The 22,367-nt window shown below is 45.1% G+C and carries 14 protein-coding genes; 13 read left to right on the forward strand and 1 reads right to left on the reverse strand.

The annotated features are described in order from the left end of the window. Positions 1 to 28: 28 nt before the first annotated feature. On the reverse strand, positions 29 to 1,825 hold the full coding sequence (locus U9J37_RS04075; protein ID WP_005475557.1) for an ABC transporter ATP-binding protein: 1,797 nt from the start codon (positions 1,823 to 1,825) through the stop codon (positions 29 to 31). Between the two features lie 91 nt (positions 1,826 to 1,916). On the opposite strand from U9J37_RS04075, the gene U9J37_RS04080 reads away from it, so the two are divergent. The 13 genes from U9J37_RS04080 to U9J37_RS04140 all read left to right on the forward strand — a co-directional run bounded on the left by U9J37_RS04080 (position 1,917) and on the right by U9J37_RS04140 (position 22,283). Continuing rightward, positions 1,917 to 2,390, forward strand: a complete 474-nt coding sequence (locus tag U9J37_RS04080; RefSeq protein ID WP_005475552.1) for a free L-methionine (R)-S-oxide reductase MsrC — start codon at positions 1,917 to 1,919, stop codon at positions 2,388 to 2,390. Between the two features lie 98 nt (positions 2,391 to 2,488). Further along, on the forward strand, positions 2,489 to 3,118 hold the full coding sequence (proQ, locus tag U9J37_RS04085) for an RNA chaperone ProQ (RefSeq protein ID WP_038141462.1): 630 nt from the start codon (positions 2,489 to 2,491) through the stop codon (positions 3,116 to 3,118). Positions 3,119 to 3,135: 17 nt separating this feature from the next. Beyond that, positions 3,136 to 5,133, forward strand: coding sequence for a carboxy terminal-processing peptidase (gene prc, locus U9J37_RS04090; RefSeq protein ID WP_005476531.1), 1,998 nt, complete (start codon positions 3,136 to 3,138; stop codon positions 5,131 to 5,133). A gap of 132 nt (positions 5,134 to 5,265) precedes the next feature. After that, a complete protein-coding gene (locus U9J37_RS04095) occupies positions 5,266 to 5,928 on the forward strand; it encodes a hypothetical protein (RefSeq protein ID WP_038141466.1) in 663 nt (220 codons plus the stop codon). A 230-nt stretch (positions 5,929 to 6,158) separates the two neighbouring features. Further along, positions 6,159 to 8,765 carry an aminopeptidase N gene (gene pepN, locus U9J37_RS04100; RefSeq protein WP_005476523.1) on the forward strand — a complete coding sequence of 869 codons (2,607 nt, stop codon included), beginning with the start codon at positions 6,159 to 6,161 and terminating at the stop codon, positions 8,763 to 8,765. A gap of 90 nt (positions 8,766 to 8,855) precedes the next feature. Beyond that, positions 8,856 to 9,074 carry a DUF2835 domain-containing protein gene (locus U9J37_RS04105; protein ID WP_038141471.1) on the forward strand — a complete coding sequence of 73 codons (219 nt, stop codon included), beginning with the start codon at positions 8,856 to 8,858 and terminating at the stop codon, positions 9,072 to 9,074. Positions 9,075 to 9,263: 189 nt separating this feature from the next. Beyond that, on the forward strand, positions 9,264 to 14,105 hold the full coding sequence (locus U9J37_RS04110; RefSeq protein ID WP_005476526.1) for an NAD-glutamate dehydrogenase: 4,842 nt from the start codon (positions 9,264 to 9,266) through the stop codon (positions 14,103 to 14,105). Positions 14,106 to 14,192: 87 nt separating this feature from the next. After that, positions 14,193 to 15,203 carry a quinone-dependent dihydroorotate dehydrogenase gene (gene pyrD / locus U9J37_RS04115; RefSeq protein WP_043887493.1) on the forward strand — a complete coding sequence of 337 codons (1,011 nt, stop codon included), beginning with the start codon at positions 14,193 to 14,195 and terminating at the stop codon, positions 15,201 to 15,203. 191 nt (positions 15,204 to 15,394) lie between these two features. After that, positions 15,395 to 15,940, forward strand: coding sequence for a cell division protein ZapC (locus tag U9J37_RS04120; protein WP_038141494.1), 546 nt, complete (start codon positions 15,395 to 15,397; stop codon positions 15,938 to 15,940). Positions 15,941 to 16,420: 480 nt separating this feature from the next. Then, on the forward strand, positions 16,421 to 18,544 hold the full coding sequence (gene rlmKL / locus U9J37_RS04125; RefSeq protein ID WP_005476536.1) for a bifunctional 23S rRNA (guanine(2069)-N(7))-methyltransferase RlmK/23S rRNA (guanine(2445)-N(2))-methyltransferase RlmL: 2,124 nt from the start codon (positions 16,421 to 16,423) through the stop codon (positions 18,542 to 18,544). A gap of 9 nt (positions 18,545 to 18,553) precedes the next feature. After that, on the forward strand, positions 18,554 to 18,796 hold the full coding sequence (locus tag U9J37_RS04130) for a glutaredoxin family protein (protein WP_072036472.1): 243 nt from the start codon (positions 18,554 to 18,556) through the stop codon (positions 18,794 to 18,796). Next, positions 18,774 to 20,690 carry an ABC transporter ATP-binding protein gene (locus U9J37_RS04135; RefSeq protein WP_005476534.1) on the forward strand — a complete coding sequence of 639 codons (1,917 nt, stop codon included), beginning with the start codon at positions 18,774 to 18,776 and terminating at the stop codon, positions 20,688 to 20,690. Before U9J37_RS04130 ends, U9J37_RS04135 begins: the two co-directional genes overlap by 23 nt. A gap of 6 nt (positions 20,691 to 20,696) precedes the next feature. Next, complete coding sequence (locus U9J37_RS04140; protein ID WP_005476524.1) at positions 20,697 to 22,283, forward strand: DUF3466 family protein; 1,587 nt, start codon at positions 20,697 to 20,699, stop codon at positions 22,281 to 22,283. Positions 22,284 to 22,367: the final 84 nt, after the last annotated feature.

A 22,367-nucleotide genomic window follows, 5' to 3' on the forward strand; every position in this document is an offset into this window, starting at 1 on the left:
CCCTCTATTATTAGTGGCGAGTTGAGTTTTAGGCGTGCGATTGTACGCTGCCATACAGGGTTTGATATAAGCCTTGTTGTTCAACCAACTCACCATGTGTACCCGTTTGTGTCACCTGACCATCTTCCAAAACATAAATGAGGTCAGCTTGTTTAACTGCTGAAAGTCGATGAGCGACAATCAACGTCGTGCGTCCTTGTAAGAACTCGGTCAATGCTTTATGCAAGGCCGCTTCTGTTGCAGTATCTAGCGCTGACGTGGCTTCATCGAGAATCACAAATTTTGGATCGCTCAATATCATCCGAGCAATTGCTAGTCGCTGCCGCTGCCCGCCAGATAAACGAATGCCACTTCGTCCTATCTGTGTCTCTAACCCATCACTGAGCTGTTCAATGACATCGTGGAGCTGTGCCACTTCCAACGCATGCCATAACTTCAAGTCATCGTAATGTGCGCCGAGCGTTAGATTATGCCTTAAAGTGTCATTAAAGAGTATAGGTTGTTGTAAAACCACAGCAATCTGATCGCGGATTACCTCAAAACTGATATCTTCAACCGTTTCATCATTGAAGCGAATGGTTCCAGAGTTGGCACGATATACTCCAATGAGTAATTGAATTAAGGTTGATTTTCCGCCTCCGCTCGCTCCGACTAAAGCTACTTTTTTACCCGCTGGAATGTGCAAGCTCAGATTTCTTAACACTTCATTTTCTTCGTTGTATGAAAAGCAAATGTTCTCGAGTTTGATATCTACATTGGACTCTTTGTTAAATGGATTTACTTTACTTACAGGGCGGTGCTCTTCCTCAAGCTCAAGCAATTGATTGATTCGGCCAAGCGCTGCTTTCGCACTGTACCAAGAGAATTGGATGCCGAGCAGCTCCTGTACGGGACTTAACATAAACCAAAGATAACCAAATACAGCGAAGATTTGCCCGATAGTGAGGTCACTAAACAGCACCATTAACATGGCAACGGCGCGGAACAGTTCAAATCCTAGCAAGAACAGCAAAAAAGATACTCTTCCTGCTGCCTCAGATTGCCACGCGTATTTATCTGCATCAATACGGATAGCATTAGCCTGTTGCTTTAGTTCATCAAGAAACTCGCGCTCTCTGTTGGCGGCCCTAAGCTGATAGATACCATCCAATGTTTCGACGAGTCGATTTTGAAAGTGTTCAAACGACTGGTTTTCTTTCTTTTTTAGGTGCTTAACTTTGCTCCCTAACTTGCGAGAAAAATAGATAACAATGGGGTTGACCAGCAAAATGAACAGACCTAGGCGCCAATCTAACCACAGCAGTACGCCAGCGGTACCGATAACAGTGAACAGGCTGATTAAAAACTTGCTCAGTGTAGAGCCTATGAATTGATCAATTGTCTCGACGTCAGTGACGAGATGGGCATTGATGCCACCACTACCGCGGGTTTCATACTGACGAATGCTTATGCGACCCAGCTTATCGATCATCTTACTTCGCATTTGAAACGTGATGGTTTTTGACACCAAAGTAAATTGGCGACTTTGCAGGATGTTCAACGCTTGGCTCGCGCTTCGCATTACAATCACTAACGCAAGAGTTAGGAAAATATAGCCTGTTGGCGTTTGCCATGAAGACGGCAGCACCGAGTTCATGGCTGCAACGCCATTTGCAGGTTGATTGAGAAGGACCTCATCAACCATCAGAGGCATTAAAAGTGGGATCGGGACACTGATTAACGTCGCTATGATGGCGATGATGTTGGCAAACACGAGTTTAGACTTGTGTAATTTTACTTGTCTTATCAACCAAGAACGGCTAATAGTGTTGTTACTAGGATTCATTATAATGAGAATGCTTACTATTTAATGGTTTATGGAATTGTACGTAAATTCATTAACGAAGTCTCTAAATTCAAACGGAACAGCACTCACTATGACATTAGAACAGTATCAACGTTTAACCAAACAAGCCGTCGCACTACTTGAAGGCGAGCAAGACCTGATTGCTAACTTAGCCAACTTGAGCGCCCTGCTTAACATGGAACTTGACAGCATCAACTGGGTCGGATTCTATTTGATGAAAGAGGAAGAGTTGGTACTCGGTCCTTTTCAAGGGAACCCTGCATGTGTCCGAATCCCAGTAGGGCGCGGGGTGTGCGGGACATCAGTTGCAACGAACAGTGTTCAGCGTGTCTATGATGTTCATCAATTTGAAGGGCACATTGCGTGTGATGCGGCAAGTAACTCTGAAATCGTGATTCCATTTTCGATCTCGGGTGAGGTTGCTGGCGTATTAGATATCGATAGCCCTGTGGTTGGTCGTTTTAGTGAGATCGACGAAGAAGGACTGACGTTTTTAATGGCAGAAGTAGAAAAGCTGCTCAATTCACACGCTATCAAGGCATAAATTGGCTTTTCACTGTGGTTTTTCCCATGCAGGTCACTATAATACCTGAAATATTTATCTTAATGCTCGCGGACAGTCCGCAATAACCAGGAACCCACATGGAAAACACTGAAAAGTTAAAAAACAGCAAAGAAATCATTGCATACATTGCTGAATGTTTCCCTAAGTGCTTTACTTTAGAAGGTGAAGCAAAGCCACTTAAAATTGGTATTTTTCAAGATCTTGCGGAACGTCTAAGTGACGATCCAAAAGTGAGTAAAACACAACTTCGTGCAGCGTTAAGACAGTACACTTCATCATGGCGTTACCTACACGGTGTAAAACCTGGTGCAGTACGTGTTGATTTAGATGGTAACCCAGCGGGTGAACTTGAAGAAGAACACGTAGAACATGCAAAAACAGCATTAGCTGAAAGTAAAGCGAAAGTTCAAGCTCGTCGTAAAGAGCAAGCTCAAAAAGCGCGCGAAGAGGGTAAGGCGAAAGCTAAGCCGGCTGCGAAGAAGCCTCAAAGCCGTCGCCCACAACAAAACAAGCCGCAAAAAGCCAAGAAGCCAGTGGAAACACGCGCTCTGACTGCTGACGAAGTGAAAGTTGGCAACGCAGTAAACGTGAACATGGGCAAAGGAAATATGGCTGCGACTATCGTTGAAATCAATAAGGAAGATGTACGTGTTCAACTGTCTAACGGCCTACAAATGGTTGTGAAAGCGGAGCACCTACGCGCATAAAGGAGAGTCTCCTACGCATGAAATGCCGTTCAAAACTGTCGCTGATTGCTGCTAGCTTATGGCTAGCAGCGTCTTCAGCCCAAGCTCTAGAAGCAAAGATTGGTCTAGAAGATTTACCCACATTAGCACCGGAAGCTCAGCACGCCACAGCAAGTAAGCGTGTGACCTCTCGCTTTACTCGTTCCCATTACAAACACTTCACGTTGAATGATCAGTTCTCAAAAGCGATTTTTGACCGCTATATTGGGATGCTTGATTACAATCGTAATGTGTTCACTCAATCTGACATTGACCAACTAGATAAATTGGCCCTGGGCATTGATGAACAGTTGAAGTCGGGTGAAAACCAGATTGCCTTTGATGCGTACAATCTATCCATGAAACGTCGTTATGAGCGCTTCCAATACGCTTTGTCTTTGTTAGACAAAGAGATGACGTTCGATACCGACGAGACTATCGAGCTTGATCGCAGTGAGTCTGCTTGGCCTAAAGACACCGCTGAGCTAAACGAGTTGTGGCGCAAACGTGTTAAGTATGACGCGCTCAACTTGAAGATGACGGGTAAAGACTGGGATGAGATAAAAGATGTTCTCGGCAAGCGTTACAACAATGCGCTTAAACGTCTTAGTCAAACTCACAACGAAGATGCGTTTCAACTTTACATGAACGCGTTTGCTCGTGAAGTCGATCCTCATACAAGTTACCTTTCTCCTCGAAGCGCCGATCAATTCCAAACTGAAATGAACCTGTCTCTTGAGGGCATTGGCGCCGTTTTGCAAATGACAGATGATTACACGGTCATTCGCTCGTTAGTTGCTGGTGGACCGGCTTCCAATAGCAAGCAACTTGCCGAAGGTGACAGGATTATCGGTGTCGGACAAGATGGTGAAGAGGTCGTTGATGTGATTGGTTGGCGTCTAGATGACGTCGTGCAACTGATCAAAGGCCCGAAAGGCACCAAAGTTAACTTGCAAATTCTGCCAGAAGGTAAGGATAGCAAGGCGGAAGTGATCACCATCGTACGAGATAAGATTCGACTTGAAGATCGTGCAGTGAAAGCGGAAGTTATCGAACAAGATGGTAAGAAAATTGGGGTGCTTGAAGTTCCAAGTTTCTACGTTGGTCTTGCAAAAGATACGGATAAGCTGATTAGCGAACTCAAACAGAAAGGCGTTGCCGGTATTGTGGTTGATTTACGCAACAATGGCGGTGGTGCGTTAACGGAAGCGACGGCGTTGTCTGGGCTGTTTATTACCAGTGGCCCTGTAGTACAAGTTAGAGACAGCTACGGTAGAGTGAATGTTAACAGCGATACCGACGGTAAGATTAGCTACGAAGGACCGTTGACGGTTTTGGTGAACCGCTACAGTGCATCAGCTTCTGAAATTTTTGCCGCGGCGATGCAAGATTATGGCCGTGCCGTAGTTTTAGGCGAAAACTCTTTTGGTAAAGGTACAGTGCAGCAGCACCGCTCGTTAAATCACATCTATGATTTGTTCGACAAAGAGTTGGGTTATGTGCAATACACAATCCAAAAGTTTTATCGAATAGATGGCGGTAGTACGCAAAATCGAGGTGTTGCACCGGATATTGCTTTTCCAACGGCAGTCGATCCTAGTGAAACAGGCGAGAGCGTAGAAGACAATGCGTTGCCGTGGGATAGTATCGACAAGGCAAAATATGACGTGTTACGCCGTAACGAAAAGCTTATCAGCGAGTTAAGCGCTAAGCACCAAGCAAGAATTGCGGAAGACTTGGAGTTTCGTTTCATTGCCGAGGACATTGCAAAGTACAAGGCAGAGAAAGATGACAACTCGCTCTCTTTGAATGAAAAAGTTCGTAAAGCCGAAGCAGATAAAGCTGACGCTGATCGTCTAGCACGAATTAACCAACGTCAGAAAGCAAAAGGTGAAGCAGAATTCAAATCTTTGGACGATATCCCTAAAGATTATGAAGCGCCAGACGCTTACTTGAATGAAGCTGTCGCGATTACGGTAGACATGATTAAATCGTAGTTTCAACCGCTTAGAAAGGCGAGCCCCTGTGGCTCGCTTTTTTTATGTCAATAATTAATGTGATTTAGATCAATTTTTTAGCCAAATAGAACGAATCTGCCTAAGCTTAAAGAAAAAGAGTGAGGGTATGTTATGAAATGGTTCGGACTTTTTTGCTTGCTTTTTAGCCTAACTGCATCTGCAAATCAAAACAAAGACAATGCGGATCTTACCCAATTTGATCAGCCGTTTTTATTAGGGGACTGGTACTTAATCAATCCTAACCCAGAAAACTCTCAAGAAAACTTTCTAGCGATTAAGCTCTCACTCAACTCAAACTATAGTTTCGTTATTGATATACAGAAAAAGGACTACTCGGTAGATCACTGGGAAGGGCTATACAACGCTAACGATGACACCATTATTCTTGGTCTCAATACATCTGAGCCTCAAGTGTACCAGTATTCAGCGAATCACAATCTGCTTAACCTAAATGGTGTGACCTTTACCAAAGCACTGTCTAATTCTCTTGCCGGTATGTGGTCTAGTGAGCATCTTGCTGGTGATGATTTGCTTGCTAGTGACGTTCGAAGAATGGATTTGGTCCTTCAGCCCGATTTTGTTTTTACTTTCCGCGTGGCTAACGAAGATGGTGATGAGGCTGTTCATCAAGGTGTCTACTATACGGAAGGGGATCAACTGGTTCTTTTGTATGAAGATGGTGAGCACGATACGCGTTACACACTCAACAGAGACGTCCTAACGTTAGAAGGTGAAGAAGGTGGTATGTACGCAGTGCTCAATAGAATACGGTGAACACCAAGGATATGACAGTCATTTTATATGACGAACGACGCTTTTGTAGCCATATAGTTTGATTTATGTTTGAACAATAGGCAAAAAACGAGGTATTTGTAGAGAATACCTCGTTTTTTTGCACATAGAGTTGTAAGCTAACTGCCACTTTGCGGATGAGAATCTTTTATCGTTCGCCCCACTCATAGAATGTGAGTGTCTTCATTAGTATCAGTCAGAAGGATTTCGACATGGCTCAGACTCCACAAGCCAAGTATCGTAAAGATTATTTATCACCGTCACACACCATTACTGATTTGGATTTGACGTTTGATTTGCATGACAAAGAAACGATCGTTACCGCCGTTTCACAAGTAAAACAACTCAGAGACGAGGCATCACTGCGCCTTGATGGTGAAAGCCTCAAACTGGTGAGTGTCTCTGTAAATGGCACTGCTTGGGAAGATTATCAAGAAGTGGAAGGCGCGCTGATGCTTAACGCACTTCCTGCAGAATTCGAACTCACCATTGTCACTGAAATTGATCCGGAAGCGAACACTGCGTTAGAAGGTTTGTACAAGTCGGGCGGTGCATTTTGTACGCAATGTGAAGCTGAAGGCTTCCGTCGCATTACCTACTATCTAGACCGCCCAGATGTGTTGGCCAAGTACACCACCAAGGTCATCGCAGAAAAAGCCCAATACCCATACTTGTTGAGCAACGGTAACCGTATTGCAGAAGGGGATCTTGAAGGCGGCCGTCACTGGGTTCAATGGCAAGATCCGCACCCGAAACCAGCCTACTTGTTTGCACTTGTCGCGGGTGACTTTGATGTTCTGCGCGACCAATATGTGACGCAATCTGGTCGCAATGTTGAGCTAGAAATCTTCGTTGATAAAGGCAACCTTGATCGCGCGCCACATGCGATGACCTCTCTAATCAATTCCATGAAGTGGGATGAGGAACGCTTCGGCTTAGAGTACGACCTAGACATCTACATGATTGTGGCGGTTGATTTCTTCAACATGGGCGCAATGGAGAACAAAGGTCTCAACATCTTCAACTCTAAATATGTTTTAGCCAATGAGAAGACCGCAACGGACACAGACTACCTAGGTATCGAAGCGGTTATTGGTCACGAATACTTCCACAACTGGACGGGCAACCGAGTTACATGTCGAGATTGGTTCCAACTGAGCTTAAAAGAAGGCCTAACCGTCTTCCGCGATCAGGAGTTCTCATCAGACTTAGGCTCTCGTGCAGTAAACCGAATCAACAACGTCCGAATCATTCGTGGCCCTCAGTTTGCTGAAGATGCAAGTCCGATGTCTCATCCGATTCGCCCTGAAAAAGTGATCGAGATGAATAACTTCTACACCCTAACCGTTTATGAAAAGGGCAGTGAAGTTATTCGCATGATGCACACTTTATTAGGCGAAGAAGGTTTCCAAGCGGGCATGAAGCTCTACTTTGAGCGTCATGACGGTACTGCTGCAACCTGTGAAGACTTTGTTGCGGCAATGGAAGATGCTTCTGGCGTGGACTTGAAACAGTTCCGCTTGTGGTACAGCCAGTCAGGTACACCAACCGTGTCTGTGGAAAGCACTTACGATGCAGAGCAGAAAACTTATGCACTAACAATTTCTCAATCGACAGAGCCGACACACGAACAAAAAGAGAAGCAAGCGTTACACATTCCTTTCGATGTGGAACTGTATGCCGCGAATGGTGATGTTATTGAGTTACGCCGTAACGGTGAAAAAGTTCATAACGTCCTAGACGTAACAGAAGACAAGCAGACGTTTGTGTTTGAAAACGTAAATGAAGAGCCGATTCCGTCATTGCTAAGAGAGTTCTCAGCACCTGTTATTCTAGAATACGATTACAGTGATGAAGAGCTGATCTTTTTGATGGTTCACGCGCGCAACGAGTTTGCACGCTGGGATGCAGGGCAGATGCTGCTTGCGAAATACATTCGTAGTAATGTGACGGCTGTGCAAAATGGTGATGGAGTCGTCCTGCCTGAATCACTGATCGATGCGTTCCGAGGTGTTCTGCTTTCTGATTCTCTTGAACCTGCCTTCATTGCGGAAATGATGTCAGTTCCGAGTCACAATGAAGTGTCTGGCTGGTACAAAACCGTAGACGTTGATGCGGTGGCGAGCGTTCTTAAAGCAATTAAGGTGAAACTGGCAACAGAACTTGAAGACGAGTTGACAGCGTTGTACCACAGTTTGAATCAAGCTGAGTACACAGTGGATCACCCTGCAATTGGCAAGCGCTCGTTGCGTAATACAGCGTTAGCGTATTTGGCGTACACAGAGCAAGGTAATCAACTGGCAGAAAAACAGTACTTCGAAGCCAATAATATGACCGATACTGTGGCGGCGATGTCAGCAGCAAACAGCGCACAACTCCCTTGTCGTGAAACCTTGATGGCTGATTACAGCGATAAATGGAAGCACGATGGTCTGGTTATGGATAAGTGGTTTGCGCTACAAGGCTGTAATCCGGCAGAGAACGTGTTGGAAGTGATTAAAGAGACAATGAACCATGAGGCATTCAGTCTTAAGAATCCAAACCGTACTCGTAGCTTGATTGGCTCGTTCCTAAACATGAACCCAGTGCGTTTCCATGCGAAAACGGGCGAAGGGTACAAGTTTGCAGGTGAGATCCTCAAAGAGATGAACAGCAGTAACCCGCAAGTCGCCTCTCGATTGATTGATCCGTTGCTGAAGTTCCGTAAATACGATGAAGAGCGTCAAGCCTTGATAAAAGCTGAGCTTGAAGCGCTTAAATCAATGGATAACTTGGCAAAAGACCTGTTCGAAAAAGTAACGAAAGCGCTCGAAGCTTAATCGACTGGTTAAAACAGTAGCACAATTATGTGCTACTGTTTATTTATACAGTATTTTTCGGTTGGTACCAAAAGTGTTACTTTATTGACCATGAACTACTATTACTTCTCCTTAAACATCTCATATCAAACTTTCCTTGCTCACTACAATGGTGCAGCAAGCAGTGTTTTAGTCGTTACTGACAACGGGTTACGTCTACAATTACCTGCAACCAAGTTCAGACCATTTCTTAGTCAAATTGGTGTAAAAGGGCGGTTTCGTTTAACAACTGACCAAAATAATAAGTTTCTCAAGTTAGAAGTTCTGTGAGCGACTGATTTCTTAGAAGTTTAAATAGAACCTCAATCACATTCTCAAACATTTCACCTCTTACCACTCCTAAAAGAATTAACTATTTATCAATAAAGCTTTTACAATAAAGCGGCATTACCCGTGTTAAGCACTATGCTTACAACATCCCTACAAAAACATACAATTCTATAATAGTGGAGTGTGATTATGACCGCGCGTGAAACATTGATGCCGGTTCTGCTTGAAAAAGTGTACCAACTGATTCAAGACAAACTCGAGCTTGCTCATCAACCTTTAGTCACTCAACTTGCTCAACATTTATTTAGCAATATCTCTCAGGACGACTTAGTCGAACGCAACGAATCCGATCTTTACGGTGCAGTGGTGAGCCTTTGGCATCACATCAGCGAAAAGAAAGCCGATGACGTTTCTGTCCGAGTCTTCAACCCAACTGTTAGTCGTCAAGGCTGGCAATCCACACACACTATTGTTGAAATCGTCGTACAAGACAGCCCGTTCTTGGTCGATTCGATTAAGATGGCATTGAGTCGTTTGGATCTTGCATCACACCTGATGCTGCATGGTCCTACGCAAGTTGCTCGCAATGCCAAAGGTGAGATTACCGGTATCAACGAAGGTGAAGGGGCGCTGCAGTCACTTTTCCATATCGAAGTTGACCGTTTAAGTGACAAAGGCGCAATGGCTTCTTTGAAGGAAGAGTTGCTGAGTATTCTGAAAGACACCGGCCTTGTTGTTCAGGATTGGTTACTGATGGTTGAAAAACTTGAAGAAGTCACCAATCAAGTCGAAGCTCAGCAAGATACAGTCACCGTTGAGCGTGATCGCTACGATGAGACGATTAACTTCCTGCGTTGGTTAGGAAGACACAACTTTACCTTTATGGGATACAAGGAGTACGATCTTGTTTCCGTCGATGGTGATACGGAGTTGCGTCCAACGCCAGACAAAGGCTTGGGGCTTTTTGCGAATCGCGACCGTGTTCGAAGCGTTAAACTGTCAGACTTCCCTGATTCGGCAAGACTTGAAGCGAAAAAACCATTCTTACTGATCCTCACCAAAGGCAATACGCCTTCGCGGATCCACAGACCAGCATACACCGATTACATCGGCATTAAGAAATTCGATAAGAATGGCAAAGTGATCGGTGAGCACCGCTTCACAGGTCTTTACACCTCCGCAGTTTACAACCAAAGCGTAGAAAGCATTCCTCTAATTCGTGAAAAAGTCGAACGTATCCTAGAAGCGAGTCGATACCGTGAAGGGTCATACTCCTATAAAGCGCTGCATAACATTCTAGAAAATTACCCACGTGATGAACTGCTTCAGGCAAAAGAAGAAGAGTTGCTTGAAGTGGGTATGGGTGTGGTTCAAATGCAGGATCGTGATTTACTGCGTTTGTTCGTGCGTAAAGACCCGTTTGGCCGTTTCTTCAGCTGCATGGTTTATGTGACAAAAGATCGTTACAACACCGAGCTTCGCCGTCAGACGCAACGAATTCTTAAACAGTATTTCGGTTGTGATAAAGAGGTTGAGTTCACTACCTATTTCTCCGAAAGCCCACTTGCCCGTACACACTACATTGTTCGTGTGGACAACAACAACTCAGATATTAATGTCAAAACGATTGAGCAAAACTTAATGGAAGCATCTTCGACTTGGGATGATCGTTTGTCAGATGCGATCGTTGCGAACTTTGGTGAGAGCAAAGGCTTACCTTTATCAAAAGATTACAACCGCGCGTTCCCACGTTCATACAAAGAAGATGTTATGCCTGGCTCGGCGGTGGCTGATATCGAGCGATTAGAAGCACTTAGCGATGACAACAAGCTGGGAATGCTGTTCTACCGTCCGCAAGAGCTTGGTTCCGACTCAAAAGCAGTACGCCTGAAACTGTATCACCGCGATGAACCTATCCACCTTTCTGACGTCATGCCGATGCTCGAAAACTTAGGATTGCGAGTGATCGGAGAGTCTCCTTATGAAGTGCGTAAGGCGAATGGCCAAGTTTATTGGATACTTGATTTCTCAATGCTGCATAAGAGTGAGAAAACCGTTGACTTGCGTGAAGCGAGAGATCGTTTTCAACAAGCCTTTGCTGCGATTTGGGCTGGCGATCTAGAAAGCGATGGCTTCAACCGTTTGGTTCTTGGTGCTTCGTTGACCGGACGCGAGATTTCCATTTTACGTGCTTACGCGCGTTACATGCGTCAAGTCGGTTTCCCATTCAGTCAACAGTACATTGAAGATACACTCAGCCATTATCCTGATTTGGCGAAAGCTCTGGTTGATCTATTCGCTAAACGTTTTGATCCTAAGTTCAAAGGCAGTCAAAAAGGACAGGCGGATCTTGTTAAGAAGATTACTGAGCAACTTGATCACGTCGAAAGTCTCGATGACGACCGTATTATCCGCCGTTATGTAGAAATGATCTCGGCAACACTGCGCACGAACTACTATCAACTTGATGCAGACAAACAGCCTAAGCCTTGGTTATCACTCAAGATGAAACCAAGTGAGATTCCAGAAATCCCGCAGCCTGTGCCGGCATTTGAGATCTTTGTCTACGCACCCGATATTGAAGGTGTGCATCTACGTGGCGGTAAAGTGGCTCGTGGTGGTCTACGCTGGTCAGACCGTCAAGAGGATTTCCGTACAGAAATTCTTGGTCTTGTGAAAGCGCAGCAAGTTAAGAACACCGTCATCGTACCGGTTGGTGCGAAAGGTGGCTTTGTTTGTAAACGTCAGCACAACTTTAGTGGCCGTGATGAAATTTTCGCTGAAGGTCAGCGCTGCTACAAACGCTTTATCCGAGCGTTACTGGATGTCTCTGATAACATCATTGAAGGCGAAGTTATCCCACCGAAGAGCGTGGTTCGTCATGATGAAGATGACCCGTATTTGGTTGTAGCGGCTGATAAAGGCACAGCAACGTTCTCAGATTTGGCTAACTCAGTATCTGAGGAGTACAACTTCTGGCTAGGTGATGCGTTTGCGTCAGGCGGCTCTAACGGCTATGACCATAAGGCGATGGGGATTACCGCGAAGGGCGGTTGGGAGTCGGTGAAACGCCACTTCCGTGAGATGGGCATTGATTGTCAAACAACCGATTTTACTGCGATTGGTGTTGGTGACATGGCTGGAGACGTGTTTGGTAACGGTATGCTTCTATCTAAGCATATTCGTTTGCAAGCGGCGTTTAACCACATGCATATCTTTATTGATCCAAACCCAGACTCGGCTACGGGGTGGGAAGAGCGCAATCGCTTATTCAACTTACCGCGTTCAAGCTGGGAAGACTACAACGCCGAGCTTATCTCTAAAGGTGGTGGCATTTTCTCTCGCCGTGCGAAGTCAATCTCACTGACTCCTGAGATTCAAAAAATGCTCGGCACCAAAAAAGCGTCTCTAGCACCAAACGAACTCATCAAGATGATCCTAAAAATGGAAGTTGATCTTCTATGGAATGGCGGGATCGGTACTTATGTTAAAGCCTCATCGGAAACACATACTGATGTCGGCGACCGAGCAAATGATGTGTTACGTATCGATGGACGTGAACTGCGTGCCAAAGTCGTCGGCGAAGGCGGTAACTTAGGTATGACTCAGCTTGGCCGAGTTGAATACGCGCTAACAGGTGGTCGCGTCAACACTGACTTTGTCGACAACGTTGGTGGTGTGGATTGTTCGGATAACGAAGTAAATATCAAAATCTTCCTAAATGGTTTGGTTGCAAATGGTGACCTTACGGTTAAGCAACGTAACCAAATCCTAGAATCGATGGAAGATGAGGTAGGAGAGATCGTATTGGATGATGCCTACTGTCAATCAGAGTCTATTTCTGTGACAGAGCAGCAGGGGACCTCTCTGGTTAAAGAACAAATTCGTTTCATCCATACGATGGAAAAATCAGGTCATCTTGATCGCGCTCTTGAGTACATCCCAGACGATGAGACCTTGATTGAACGTGAGAAACAAGGCCAGGCATTGACTCGTCCTGAGCTATCTGTGCTCGTTGCTTACGGAAAGATGGTTCTTAAAGAAGAGCTTGTCCATGATGACATTGCTAATGATGCATTCCATGCACAGCAGTTAGTACAATACTTTCCAACTGAGTTACGCCGTAACTATTCTACACAAATGGACAATCATCCACTACGTGCAGAAATAATTGCAACGGCACTTGCGAACCAAATGGTTAACGAGATGGGTTGTAATTTCGTGACCCGTTTGCAAGAAGAGACTGGCGCTCATGTTGTGGATATCGCAAATGCGTATGTTGCTGCGAGAGAGATATTCGGCTTAGGCAAAGTCTTTGAAGAGGTTCGCTCGCTAGACAACCAAGCAACAACCGAAGCTCAGTACGACATGATGTTCTATGTTCGCCGTACGTTACGTCGTTTATCTCGTTGGTTATTGCGTAACCGCAATGGCCGTCAATGCGTTAAAGCCTTGATTGACCTTTACCAGTCTGACGTTGAAGTGATCAAGTCAAACCTTGATGACATGTTGGTACCGTCAGAAGTGGAAGAACACAACGAGATGGCGAAAGCGTGGATCGAGCAGGGTATTACGCCTGAATTGGCGAGTTATGTGTCTCGCTTATCTAGCCTATACTCGGCACTGGATATATCCACAGTATCTCGTGAAAAAGGTAAATCGGTCGAGCAAAGTGCTAAGTTGTACTACAACTTAGGCGATCGATTGTCGCTACATTGGTTCTTGAAGCAAATCAATACTCAGGCTGTTGACAACCATTGGCAGGCTCTCGCTCGAGCAGCGTTCCGTGAAGATCTAGATTGGCAGCAGCGTCAATTGACTGGACAAGTGTTGAGTTGTAGCTGTGCGCCTGAAGAACTTGATGTTATGAAAGCGCTAGAGGATTGGATTTCAACGAACGAAATATCTCTTCATCGTTGGGAGAATATCTTGAACGAATTCAAGATTGGTTCAGTTCATGAGTTTGCCAAGTTCTCTGTAGCTCTGCGCGAACTGATGCTGCTAAATCTGAATTGTTCAGCAAATGAGTAAACGTTTGCCATAATAGATTGAATTGTTCGGTAAAACCATTAATAATACAGCCCCGTTTACACGGGGCTTTTTTCTTTCGGAGGCACAATGCTTTACCGTCTAGCCAGAGCTGGCTTTTTCCAACTTGATGCCGAAAAGGCACATGATCTTGCAATTCAGAACTTCAAACGTTTCACTGGCACTCCAGTCGATCTTCTTTACCGTCAACAACTCCCACATCGCCCAGTCGAATGCATGGGTCTGACATTCCGAAATCCAGTTGGCCTTGCGGCTGGCCTAGATAAAAATGGTGAGTGTATCGAAGCGTTCGATGCAATGGGTTTTGGCTTTGTTGAAGTGGGGACTGTTACGCCTCGTCCACAATCCGGAAACGACAAACCACGTTTGTTCCGTCTTGTTGAAGCCGAAGGTATCATCAACCGTATGGGCTTTAACAACCTAGGTGTTGATAACCTTGTCGAGAATGTTAAGAACTCCAAATATTCTTGCGTGCTGGGGATCAATATCGGTAAGAACAAAGACACTCCGATTGAAAAGGGTGCTGAAGATTACCTTATCTGTATGGAAAAGGTATACGAGTATGCTGGCTACATCGCGGTAAACATTTCTTCTCCAAATACACCAGGGCTTCGCTCTCTTCAATATGGTGAAGCGCTGGATGATCTTCTATCTGAGCTAAAAGCGAAGCAAGCTGAATTGGCAGAGAAGCACGGCAAGTATGTACCGCTTGCTCTGAAGATCGCTCCGGATCTAAGTGACGATGAGATCAAACAGATCTGTGAATCGTTACTTAAAAACAAGATTGATGGCGTTATCGCAACCAACACGACGCTAGACAGAACCGTAGTAGAAGGCATGAAGCACGCAAACGAGGCTGGAGGTTTAAGCGGTCGTCCGGTGCAATCGCGCAGTACTGAAGTGGTTCGTCGTTTGCACGAAGTGCTTGGTGACCAGATCCCAGTAATCGGGGTAGGTGGTGTTGACTCTTATGTTGCCGCGAAAGAGAAACTGATGGCAGGAGCAAAACTTGTTCAGGTTTACTCTGGCTTCATTTACCACGGCCCGGGTCTTGTAAAAGATATTGTCAAAAACCTTTAGTTTTACGCCTAACATATTGATTGGCGTGACATTGTCACACTGAGCTAGATGGGTTTCAATAACCGAATTTGAAGAGGAAATGAGTTTTCATTTCCTCTTTTTTTTATTGGTATAGCGAATAAAATTCAAATCATTGCTTGGACAGGTAATTAAGCGTTTACCTAAATTCAAACGACATAGAGATTGGAATGATGCTTAAACCCAGTGACAAATGGACTTGGTACTACGATGACTCAGAAGGGCACCTGATGCTCGATCTGGGTGATGGTATGTTGTTTAAGACCAACCTTCCTCGCAAACTAATCGTCGAGTGTGCGATTGGCATCAACGAGTTTTCTGTCGACGATGCATCCGCTTATCAAACTTACAAAGAACAAATTGCGTTGCTTGGGCTTTCTGAGCCACGTCAAGCCGAATTAGCCTTGTACTGTGTGGCAGCGAAACGCTTTCACAAACCTGTGCAACCCAAGAGCTGGTTCTTTGATTCACTATCGGATGGAAATCTAGCGCTTGAGGAAGGTGACTTCGTTCAGTTGTCAACATCAAGCTGTTCGAGCTCTTTTATTGTCATCGAAGTCGGGGAGTGCGCCAGCTTATGTGTGTCTGTCTCACTTGACGAATTCCAGTTGAATGGCATTAAGTCGTTGTCGTTTGGTGAGGCAATCAAAGTGATGCATGACCGAATGCTGCTTATAAACCACCAGTTCCAAGCTCAACCAATCGCTTTGGTTGGCTAATTTTTCGTTCCTTTTATGATTTCCCATCGGCCTTATGGCCGATTTTTTTTGCCTAAAACCCATCTTATTCCATCTAAATTCATTCGTATCCTCGCGGAGAACTGATTATTGAATGTGAGAATCGTTCGGTTTTCAGACAATAATTTGAGTCAGTTTCATCGGCAATTTTGGCTTAATCGCTTCTATCAATATGCAAAATTCCCCCTTTAAGTGGTATTTGGTAATAAATTTACGTCTTTTAGGGTTCTTGGTATAGACCAATTCTTAAGTAAATAAGTATTCACTATCTCCTTAGGCCAAGAAATCCGATAGGAAGTTGACGATTTATTAGAAAGGTTGGTAACTCTCTGACTAGATGAGAGTTGATGGTTATTTCATCAGACAGCAGCGGAAAGGCTGAATAACGCTATTTGGATTAACGATGTTGCTCGGTTGTCAGGTATAATGAGAGGTCATTTTCAACAGAATAATAAGTTCACTATGCATCAATATCTTGCGGTTACATCCAATGGTTTGGAGAACCTGTTAGTAGAAGAGTTAACAAAGCTAGGGATTAACGACGCAAAACCTGTACAAGCAGGTGTCCGTTTTAAAGCATCAATTGAGCAGATTTATCGCTGCTGTCTATGGAGCCGTTTGGCTTCTCGCTTTGTTCGCGTTCTATCAGAGTTCACTTGTAACGACGATATGGATCTATACCTTGCGACATCATCAGTAAACTGGGTCAACCATTTCCATAGTTCGAAAAAGTTCGTCGTGGACTTTAATGGCACGAACCGAGAGATTCGTAACAGTCAGTACGGAGCGATGAAAGTCAAAGATGCGGTAGTGGACTGTTATGAGAAGAAGAACCTCCCACGACCGTCGATCAGTAAAGATCGTGCCGATCTTCGTATCCACGTTCGCTTACATAAAGATAAAGCGTTACTTGGTATCGATATGGTCGGTGGAGGCCTACATCAACGTGGTTATCGCCCAGAATCAGGCCGTGCGCCTCTACGTGAGACGTTAGCGGCGGCTATTATTCTTCGCAGTGGCTGGGATGAGAGCAAGTCGATGTTAGACCCTATGTGTGGTTCAGGAACGCTTTTGATTGAAGCTGCGATGATGGCTGCGAATATGGCGCCAGGTGTGAACCGTAAAAAATGGGGCTTCGAATCCCTTGAAGACTTTGAGCCTGAGCTTTGGGCTGAGATAAAGTCTGAAGCTTCCGTGCAGGCTCGTCGTGGTGTCAAAAAAGTTGACGCTAAGTTCTTTGGCTTTGACAACGATGCTCGTGTACTTAAAACCGCAAAAGACAATGCGCGCCGTGCAGGCGTTGAGTCTCTTATTGAGTTTCAAGAAGGGGATGCAGCTAAGGTTATGCGACCTGCTGGTTTTGAGCATGGCGTCATCGTGTCAAACCCACCTTATGGTGAACGTTTAGGTACTCATCCTGGTCTGATTGCTCTATATACCGCCTTTGGTGCACAGCTCAAAGACCAGTTCGGCGGATGTCAGGCGTCTATTTTCTCAAGCTCTGATGAGCTGCTCAGTTGTCTGCGTATGCGAGCTGATAAGCAGTTCAAATTGAACAATGGCGCGTTGCCTTGTCATCAAAAAAACTACTCCATTTCAGATCGCCCTGCAGAATCTAGAGGTGACGCTGTCACTGAATCTTTAATCGCACCAGATTTTGCCAACCGTCTAAAGAAGAACATTGGCAAGATTGGCAAATGGGCGCGTAAAGAGCAGCTCGATTGCTACCGTATTTATGATGCAGATTTACCAGAGTACAACGTGGCTATCGATGTCTACCTTGATCACCTAGTGATTCAGGAATACGCGGCACCAAAGAATATCCCTGAAGAGAAAGCAAAGCGTCGTCTTACAGACATTATCCGCGCAGCAATTCAAGTGACCGGCACTGAGGCTAATAAAGTTGTGCTGAAAGTGCGTGAGAAGCAAAAAGGGCGCTCTCAGTATCAAAAGCTCTCTCAGGAGTCAGAAACAATGCAAGTCAACGAGTATGGCGTGAAGCTGCTCGTTAACCTTCACGATTACCTAGATACTGGATTGTTCCTTGATCATAAAATCACCCGTCGTAAATTGGGTGAACTCTCGCAAGGTAAAGATTTCTTAAACCTATTTGCTTACACTGGGTCAGGCACAGTTCACGCCGCATGTGGCGGTGCAAAGTCCACGACCACGGTCGACATGTCTAAGACCTACTTGGAATGGGCGAAAGAGAACATGAAGCTCAACGGGCAGGTCGGCAGACAACATCGGTACGAGCAGGCAGATTGCTTGCAGTGGTTGGCAAACTCTACAGAGAAGTTTGATTTAATCTTTATTGACCCACCGACGTTTTCTAACTCGAAACGTATGGAACAGTCATTTGATGTTCAGCGTGACCACATTCAATTGATGAAAGATCTTAAGCGACTCCTTCGTGCCGGTGGAACCATTGTTTTTTCAAACAACAAACGCCACTTTAAAATGGACTTGGACGCATTGAATGAGTTGGGGCTAGAGGCGAAAAACATTTCAAATCAAACTCTGCCGCTTGATTTTTCTCGCAACAAGCATATTCATAACTGCTGGATCTTAACCCACAAGGAATAAGTTGGTTTCGTGATCACTTTATATAGTACAGAAGGGTGCCATCTCTGTGAGATGGCTTTTCAATTGTGTCAGCAAGCAGGTATTGCAGAGCACATCCGCATCATCGATATTGCCTTTGACGATGAGCTGTTTTCTCGTTACGGCGTCACTATTCCAGTGCTCAATTACAACGATACCGAGCTTAACTGGCCTTTCGACTTACAAGAATTGAAACTTTGGTTAGATAAAAATGGCATTACTTACCATCAATAATGGATTGCTGGCTTACGGTGATCACCCTCTACTTGACCATGCAGATTTTGCATTACAAGAAAATGAACGAGTCTGTTTAGTTGGTCGCAATGGCGCGGGTAAATCCACGCTGATGAAAGTCCTAGCAGGCGATGTATTACTTGATGATGGTAAACTGACCGTTACGCAAGATGTCATTGTCTCTCGTCTCGAACAGGATCCGCCCCGAAATCAAGAGGGAACCGTCCTTGAATACGTTGCTGGTGGATTAGCCGAAGTCGGTGAGCAGCTTAAGATCTATCAAGATCAGCTTGATCTGATTGCCATCGACCCTTCAGAGCAAAACATAAACAAGCTAGCTCGAATTCAAGAGCAGCTCGAGCACTCAGGCGCTTGGCGTTTTGAAGATCGCATTAAAAACGTCCTTACGGCCCTTAAGCTCGACGGGCACACCAAATTGACCGACCTTTCTGGCGGCTGGCAGCGTAAGGCTGCGTTAGCGCGTGCGTTGGTATGCGATCCGGATGTTCTGCTACTTGACGAACCAACTAACCACCTAGACGTCACGACTATCGAGTGGTTGGAGAACTTCCTGAAAGACTTCCGCGGCTCGATCATTTTTATCTCCCATGACCGTGCATTCATTAAATCGATGGCGACACGCATTGTTGACTTAGATCGCGGTAAGCTCTCTTCTTTTCCTGGTGATTATGAGAACTACTTGGTTGAAAAAGAGGAGATGCTACGCGTCGAAGAGATGCAAAACGCAGAGTTTGATAAAAAACTGGCTCAGGAAGAGGTGTGGATTCGCCAAGGGATTAAAGCGCGTCGTACACGCAACGAAGGCCGAGTTCGCGCGCTCAAAAAGCTCCGTGAAGAGCGTTCAGACAGACGCGAAGTCCAAGGTAAAGCGAATATCCAAATCGATGATGCATCTCGTTCAGGCAAGATTGTGTTTGAAGCGCAAAACATCAATTACTCCATTGAAGGAAAGAGTATTGTCAAAGATTTCTCTTTCAACATCATGCGCGGCGATCGGATCGCACTTATCGGTCCGAATGGTTGCGGTAAGAGTACGCTGCTGAAACTACTGCTTAACGAACTTGAACCGCAAAGCGGCCGTTTACACTGTGGTACCAAACTGGAAGTTGCCTACTTTGATCAGTATCGCGAAGTGCTTGATCCAGAGAAATCTGTGATCGACAACCTGGCTGATGGCAAGCAAGAAGTGATGGTCGGTGGGCGCCAGAGACATGCCTTGAGCTACCTGCAAGACTTTTTGTTTGCGCCCAAACGAGCGCGTACACCAGTTAAAGCGCTGTCCGGAGGAGAGAAGAACCGATTACTTCTTGCGCGCATATTCCTCCGTGCGAACAACTTATTGGTGCTCGATGAACCAACCAACGATTTAGACATCGAAACGTTGGAACTTTTAGAAGATTTGCTTGCCAATTATCAGGGTACGCTTCTTTTAGTCAGCCACGATCGTCAATTTGTTGATAACACGGTAACCACGAGCTGGATCTTTGAAGGTGAAGGCGTTATCGAAGAGTTTGTCGGCGGCTACCATGACGCTCAGCAACAACGAGCTCAAGCGCACAGTCAACGTACGGTTGAAAAACCAACGAAAAATGAAAAACAGCTTGAGGAAACTCCCAAAACTGCACCTGTTAAGAATAAGCCTAAGAAATTATCTTATAAACTGCAGCGAGAGTTAGAGGCGCTACCAGCCAAGCTTGAAGAGTTAGAAGCCGAGATTGAAAGTTTGCAAGAGCAGGTGAACAATCCTGAGTTTTTCTCAAAATCAGTAGAGCAGACACAACCCATTTTAGATAAGCTTGCTGCCACCGAGCAGGAGCTTGAAGTTGCTTTTGAGCGCTGGGAAGAGCTCGAAGCAATGCAACAGGAAAGTTAACGTCTAATGAGTAGTAAGATTTTTAAAATTTCAATGGTTGCGGCAACGGTTGCCGCATCTTTTAGCGCAAGTGCCGCTATCTATCAGATCCATGCTTATCAACCTGCGAATGGCGGTGAAACATTTGGTGCAGCGATTCAAAGTTCAACGGAGAACTGCTGGGTAGATACCGACTGTAACGACGTATCAGCACTCGATCACACAGTTGATCTGAAAATAGCGATTGAAGAAAAACAAAACCCAGAAGGTTTCAACTACCGTAACGAAGCGCCATTTTTGCTCGAAAACGGTTATGACTATCTTGAAGATGGCTACGATGGCTTTCGTAAGTACTGTGATAACTTTTTAGATTACTCTAAAGAGCTATGTAAACGTTGGGCGAGTAGACAGTATTCTGCGGGGTATGCGACAGAAGGATCGTTGAACAACTCGTATGCTTATATTGAAGATACAGCGATTGAAAGTGCACGTGACAACGTAATTATTAATCAAATTGTTGATCCAGCGAATAACGAAGCCATCGGTACTTACTATGGTGACAGTCTTAAAGCGCGAACGCAGTCTTTTGCTGACGTCACTATTGTTGATAGTGGTGTTCAAAGTAAAGTCTTCTCTAAATTGGAAGGCCAAGACCTATATGTAGGTAGTGTTTCTTTCGAGACGAGTAACGCTAACGATTTCCGCTCTCAAGCGGCTATTTGGACCAGCAGTGGTGCTACGCAAACTTTGATAGCATCTGGTGGTAGCATTAGCAGCCGCTCAATCCCTCAAGGCAGTGCAAGAGACGTCGCTGAAGTTAAAGATGATAGCAATAACCCGGTAGGGGTTTACGCGGTTGGTTATGATTCCAACAGTGACGAGATTCCTCTTGCTGCGGTGTTTAAGATCGATGGAACCACGGTAAACAAAACCTACGTCGGTACATACAACGACGACAATAAATACCTTAATTCCTTGTTAACGTCAGTCAACGACAAAGGTGTTGCGATTGGCACGGTAAAATACCGTGAGCCAATTGACGGTGCCTACGCGAATCGTTTGTTCTATGTACCTGACGTGACGAAGTCTTCACTTGGTGGTGCAGATTTTCCTGGTGACATCTTCTTTACTAGTGCCAATGGCATTGCTGGCGCAATCAACAACAACAGTGAAGCAGTTGGACAGGTTGACTTTGAACGCCACCAGGAATCAAACGGTGGTAAGCCGAGAGCTAAGCGAGCGTTCATCGCACCACTTTCGTCTACAGACGCGAAAGCTCCATTAGGCAATAAAGCCTGGTATCTTGACGATCTTACCTATGGGTTAAGTAGCAATAATGCTTATCGTGTGATCGATGCGACTGATATCAATGATGCTGGTGTTATTGCCGGTACTGCCTACTATTGTGCTGGTGGTTTTGATAGTTCTGCTATTGATGCAAGTTGTAAAGCAGGCGCTTCAATCGTAGCGGTTAAGTTGGTCCCGATGAATGGTAAGACTTCTAGCGATATTCAATCGCGTCCTCGCGAAACGACTAAGGTTGAGCGACAAGGTGCTGGATTTGGCCTTTTTGCTCTGACAGTACTTGGCCTGATAGGGTTCCGTAGAAAATAGGTGATTTTTTAATCTAGGGCACAGGTTCACATTTTTGGATCTGTGCTTTTTTTATACCTTGAGAAAGGCTCTGTTTTGATCGAT

This window comes from Vibrio sp. 16 (assembly GCF_963681195.1).
In the GTDB taxonomy this organism is placed as follows: Bacteria; Pseudomonadota; Gammaproteobacteria; order Enterobacterales; family Vibrionaceae; genus Vibrio; species Vibrio sinaloensis_D.

Excerpts from the sequence above, each read along its gene's own strand:
- U9J37_RS04095 (WP_038141466.1), top strand. The coding sequence starts at position 5,266 with ATGAAATGGTTCGGACTTTTTTGCTTGCTTTTTAGCCTAACTGCATCT.
- U9J37_RS04075 (WP_005475557.1), bottom strand. The coding sequence starts at position 1,825 with ATGAATCCTAGTAACAACACTATTAGCCGTTCTTGGTTGATAAGACAA.
- U9J37_RS04135 (WP_005476534.1), top strand. The coding sequence starts at position 18,774 with ATGGCATTACTTACCATCAATAATGGATTGCTGGCTTACGGTGATCAC.
- pepN (WP_005476523.1), top strand. The coding sequence starts at position 6,159 with ATGGCTCAGACTCCACAAGCCAAGTATCGTAAAGATTATTTATCACCG.
- rlmKL (WP_005476536.1), top strand. The coding sequence starts at position 16,421 with ATGCATCAATATCTTGCGGTTACATCCAATGGTTTGGAGAACCTGTTA.
- U9J37_RS04140 (WP_005476524.1), top strand. The coding sequence starts at position 20,697 with ATGAGTAGTAAGATTTTTAAAATTTCAATGGTTGCGGCAACGGTTGCC.
- prc (WP_005476531.1), top strand. The coding sequence starts at position 3,136 with ATGAAATGCCGTTCAAAACTGTCGCTGATTGCTGCTAGCTTATGGCTA.
- pyrD (WP_043887493.1), top strand. The coding sequence starts at position 14,193 with ATGCTTTACCGTCTAGCCAGAGCTGGCTTTTTCCAACTTGATGCCGAA.
- U9J37_RS04110 (WP_005476526.1), top strand. The coding sequence starts at position 9,264 with ATGACCGCGCGTGAAACATTGATGCCGGTTCTGCTTGAAAAAGTGTAC.
- U9J37_RS04120 (WP_038141494.1), top strand. The coding sequence starts at position 15,395 with ATGCTTAAACCCAGTGACAAATGGACTTGGTACTACGATGACTCAGAA.
- proQ (WP_038141462.1), top strand. The coding sequence starts at position 2,489 with ATGGAAAACACTGAAAAGTTAAAAAACAGCAAAGAAATCATTGCATAC.
- U9J37_RS04105 (WP_038141471.1), top strand. The coding sequence starts at position 8,856 with ATGAACTACTATTACTTCTCCTTAAACATCTCATATCAAACTTTCCTT.
- U9J37_RS04080 (WP_005475552.1), top strand. The coding sequence starts at position 1,917 with ATGACATTAGAACAGTATCAACGTTTAACCAAACAAGCCGTCGCACTA.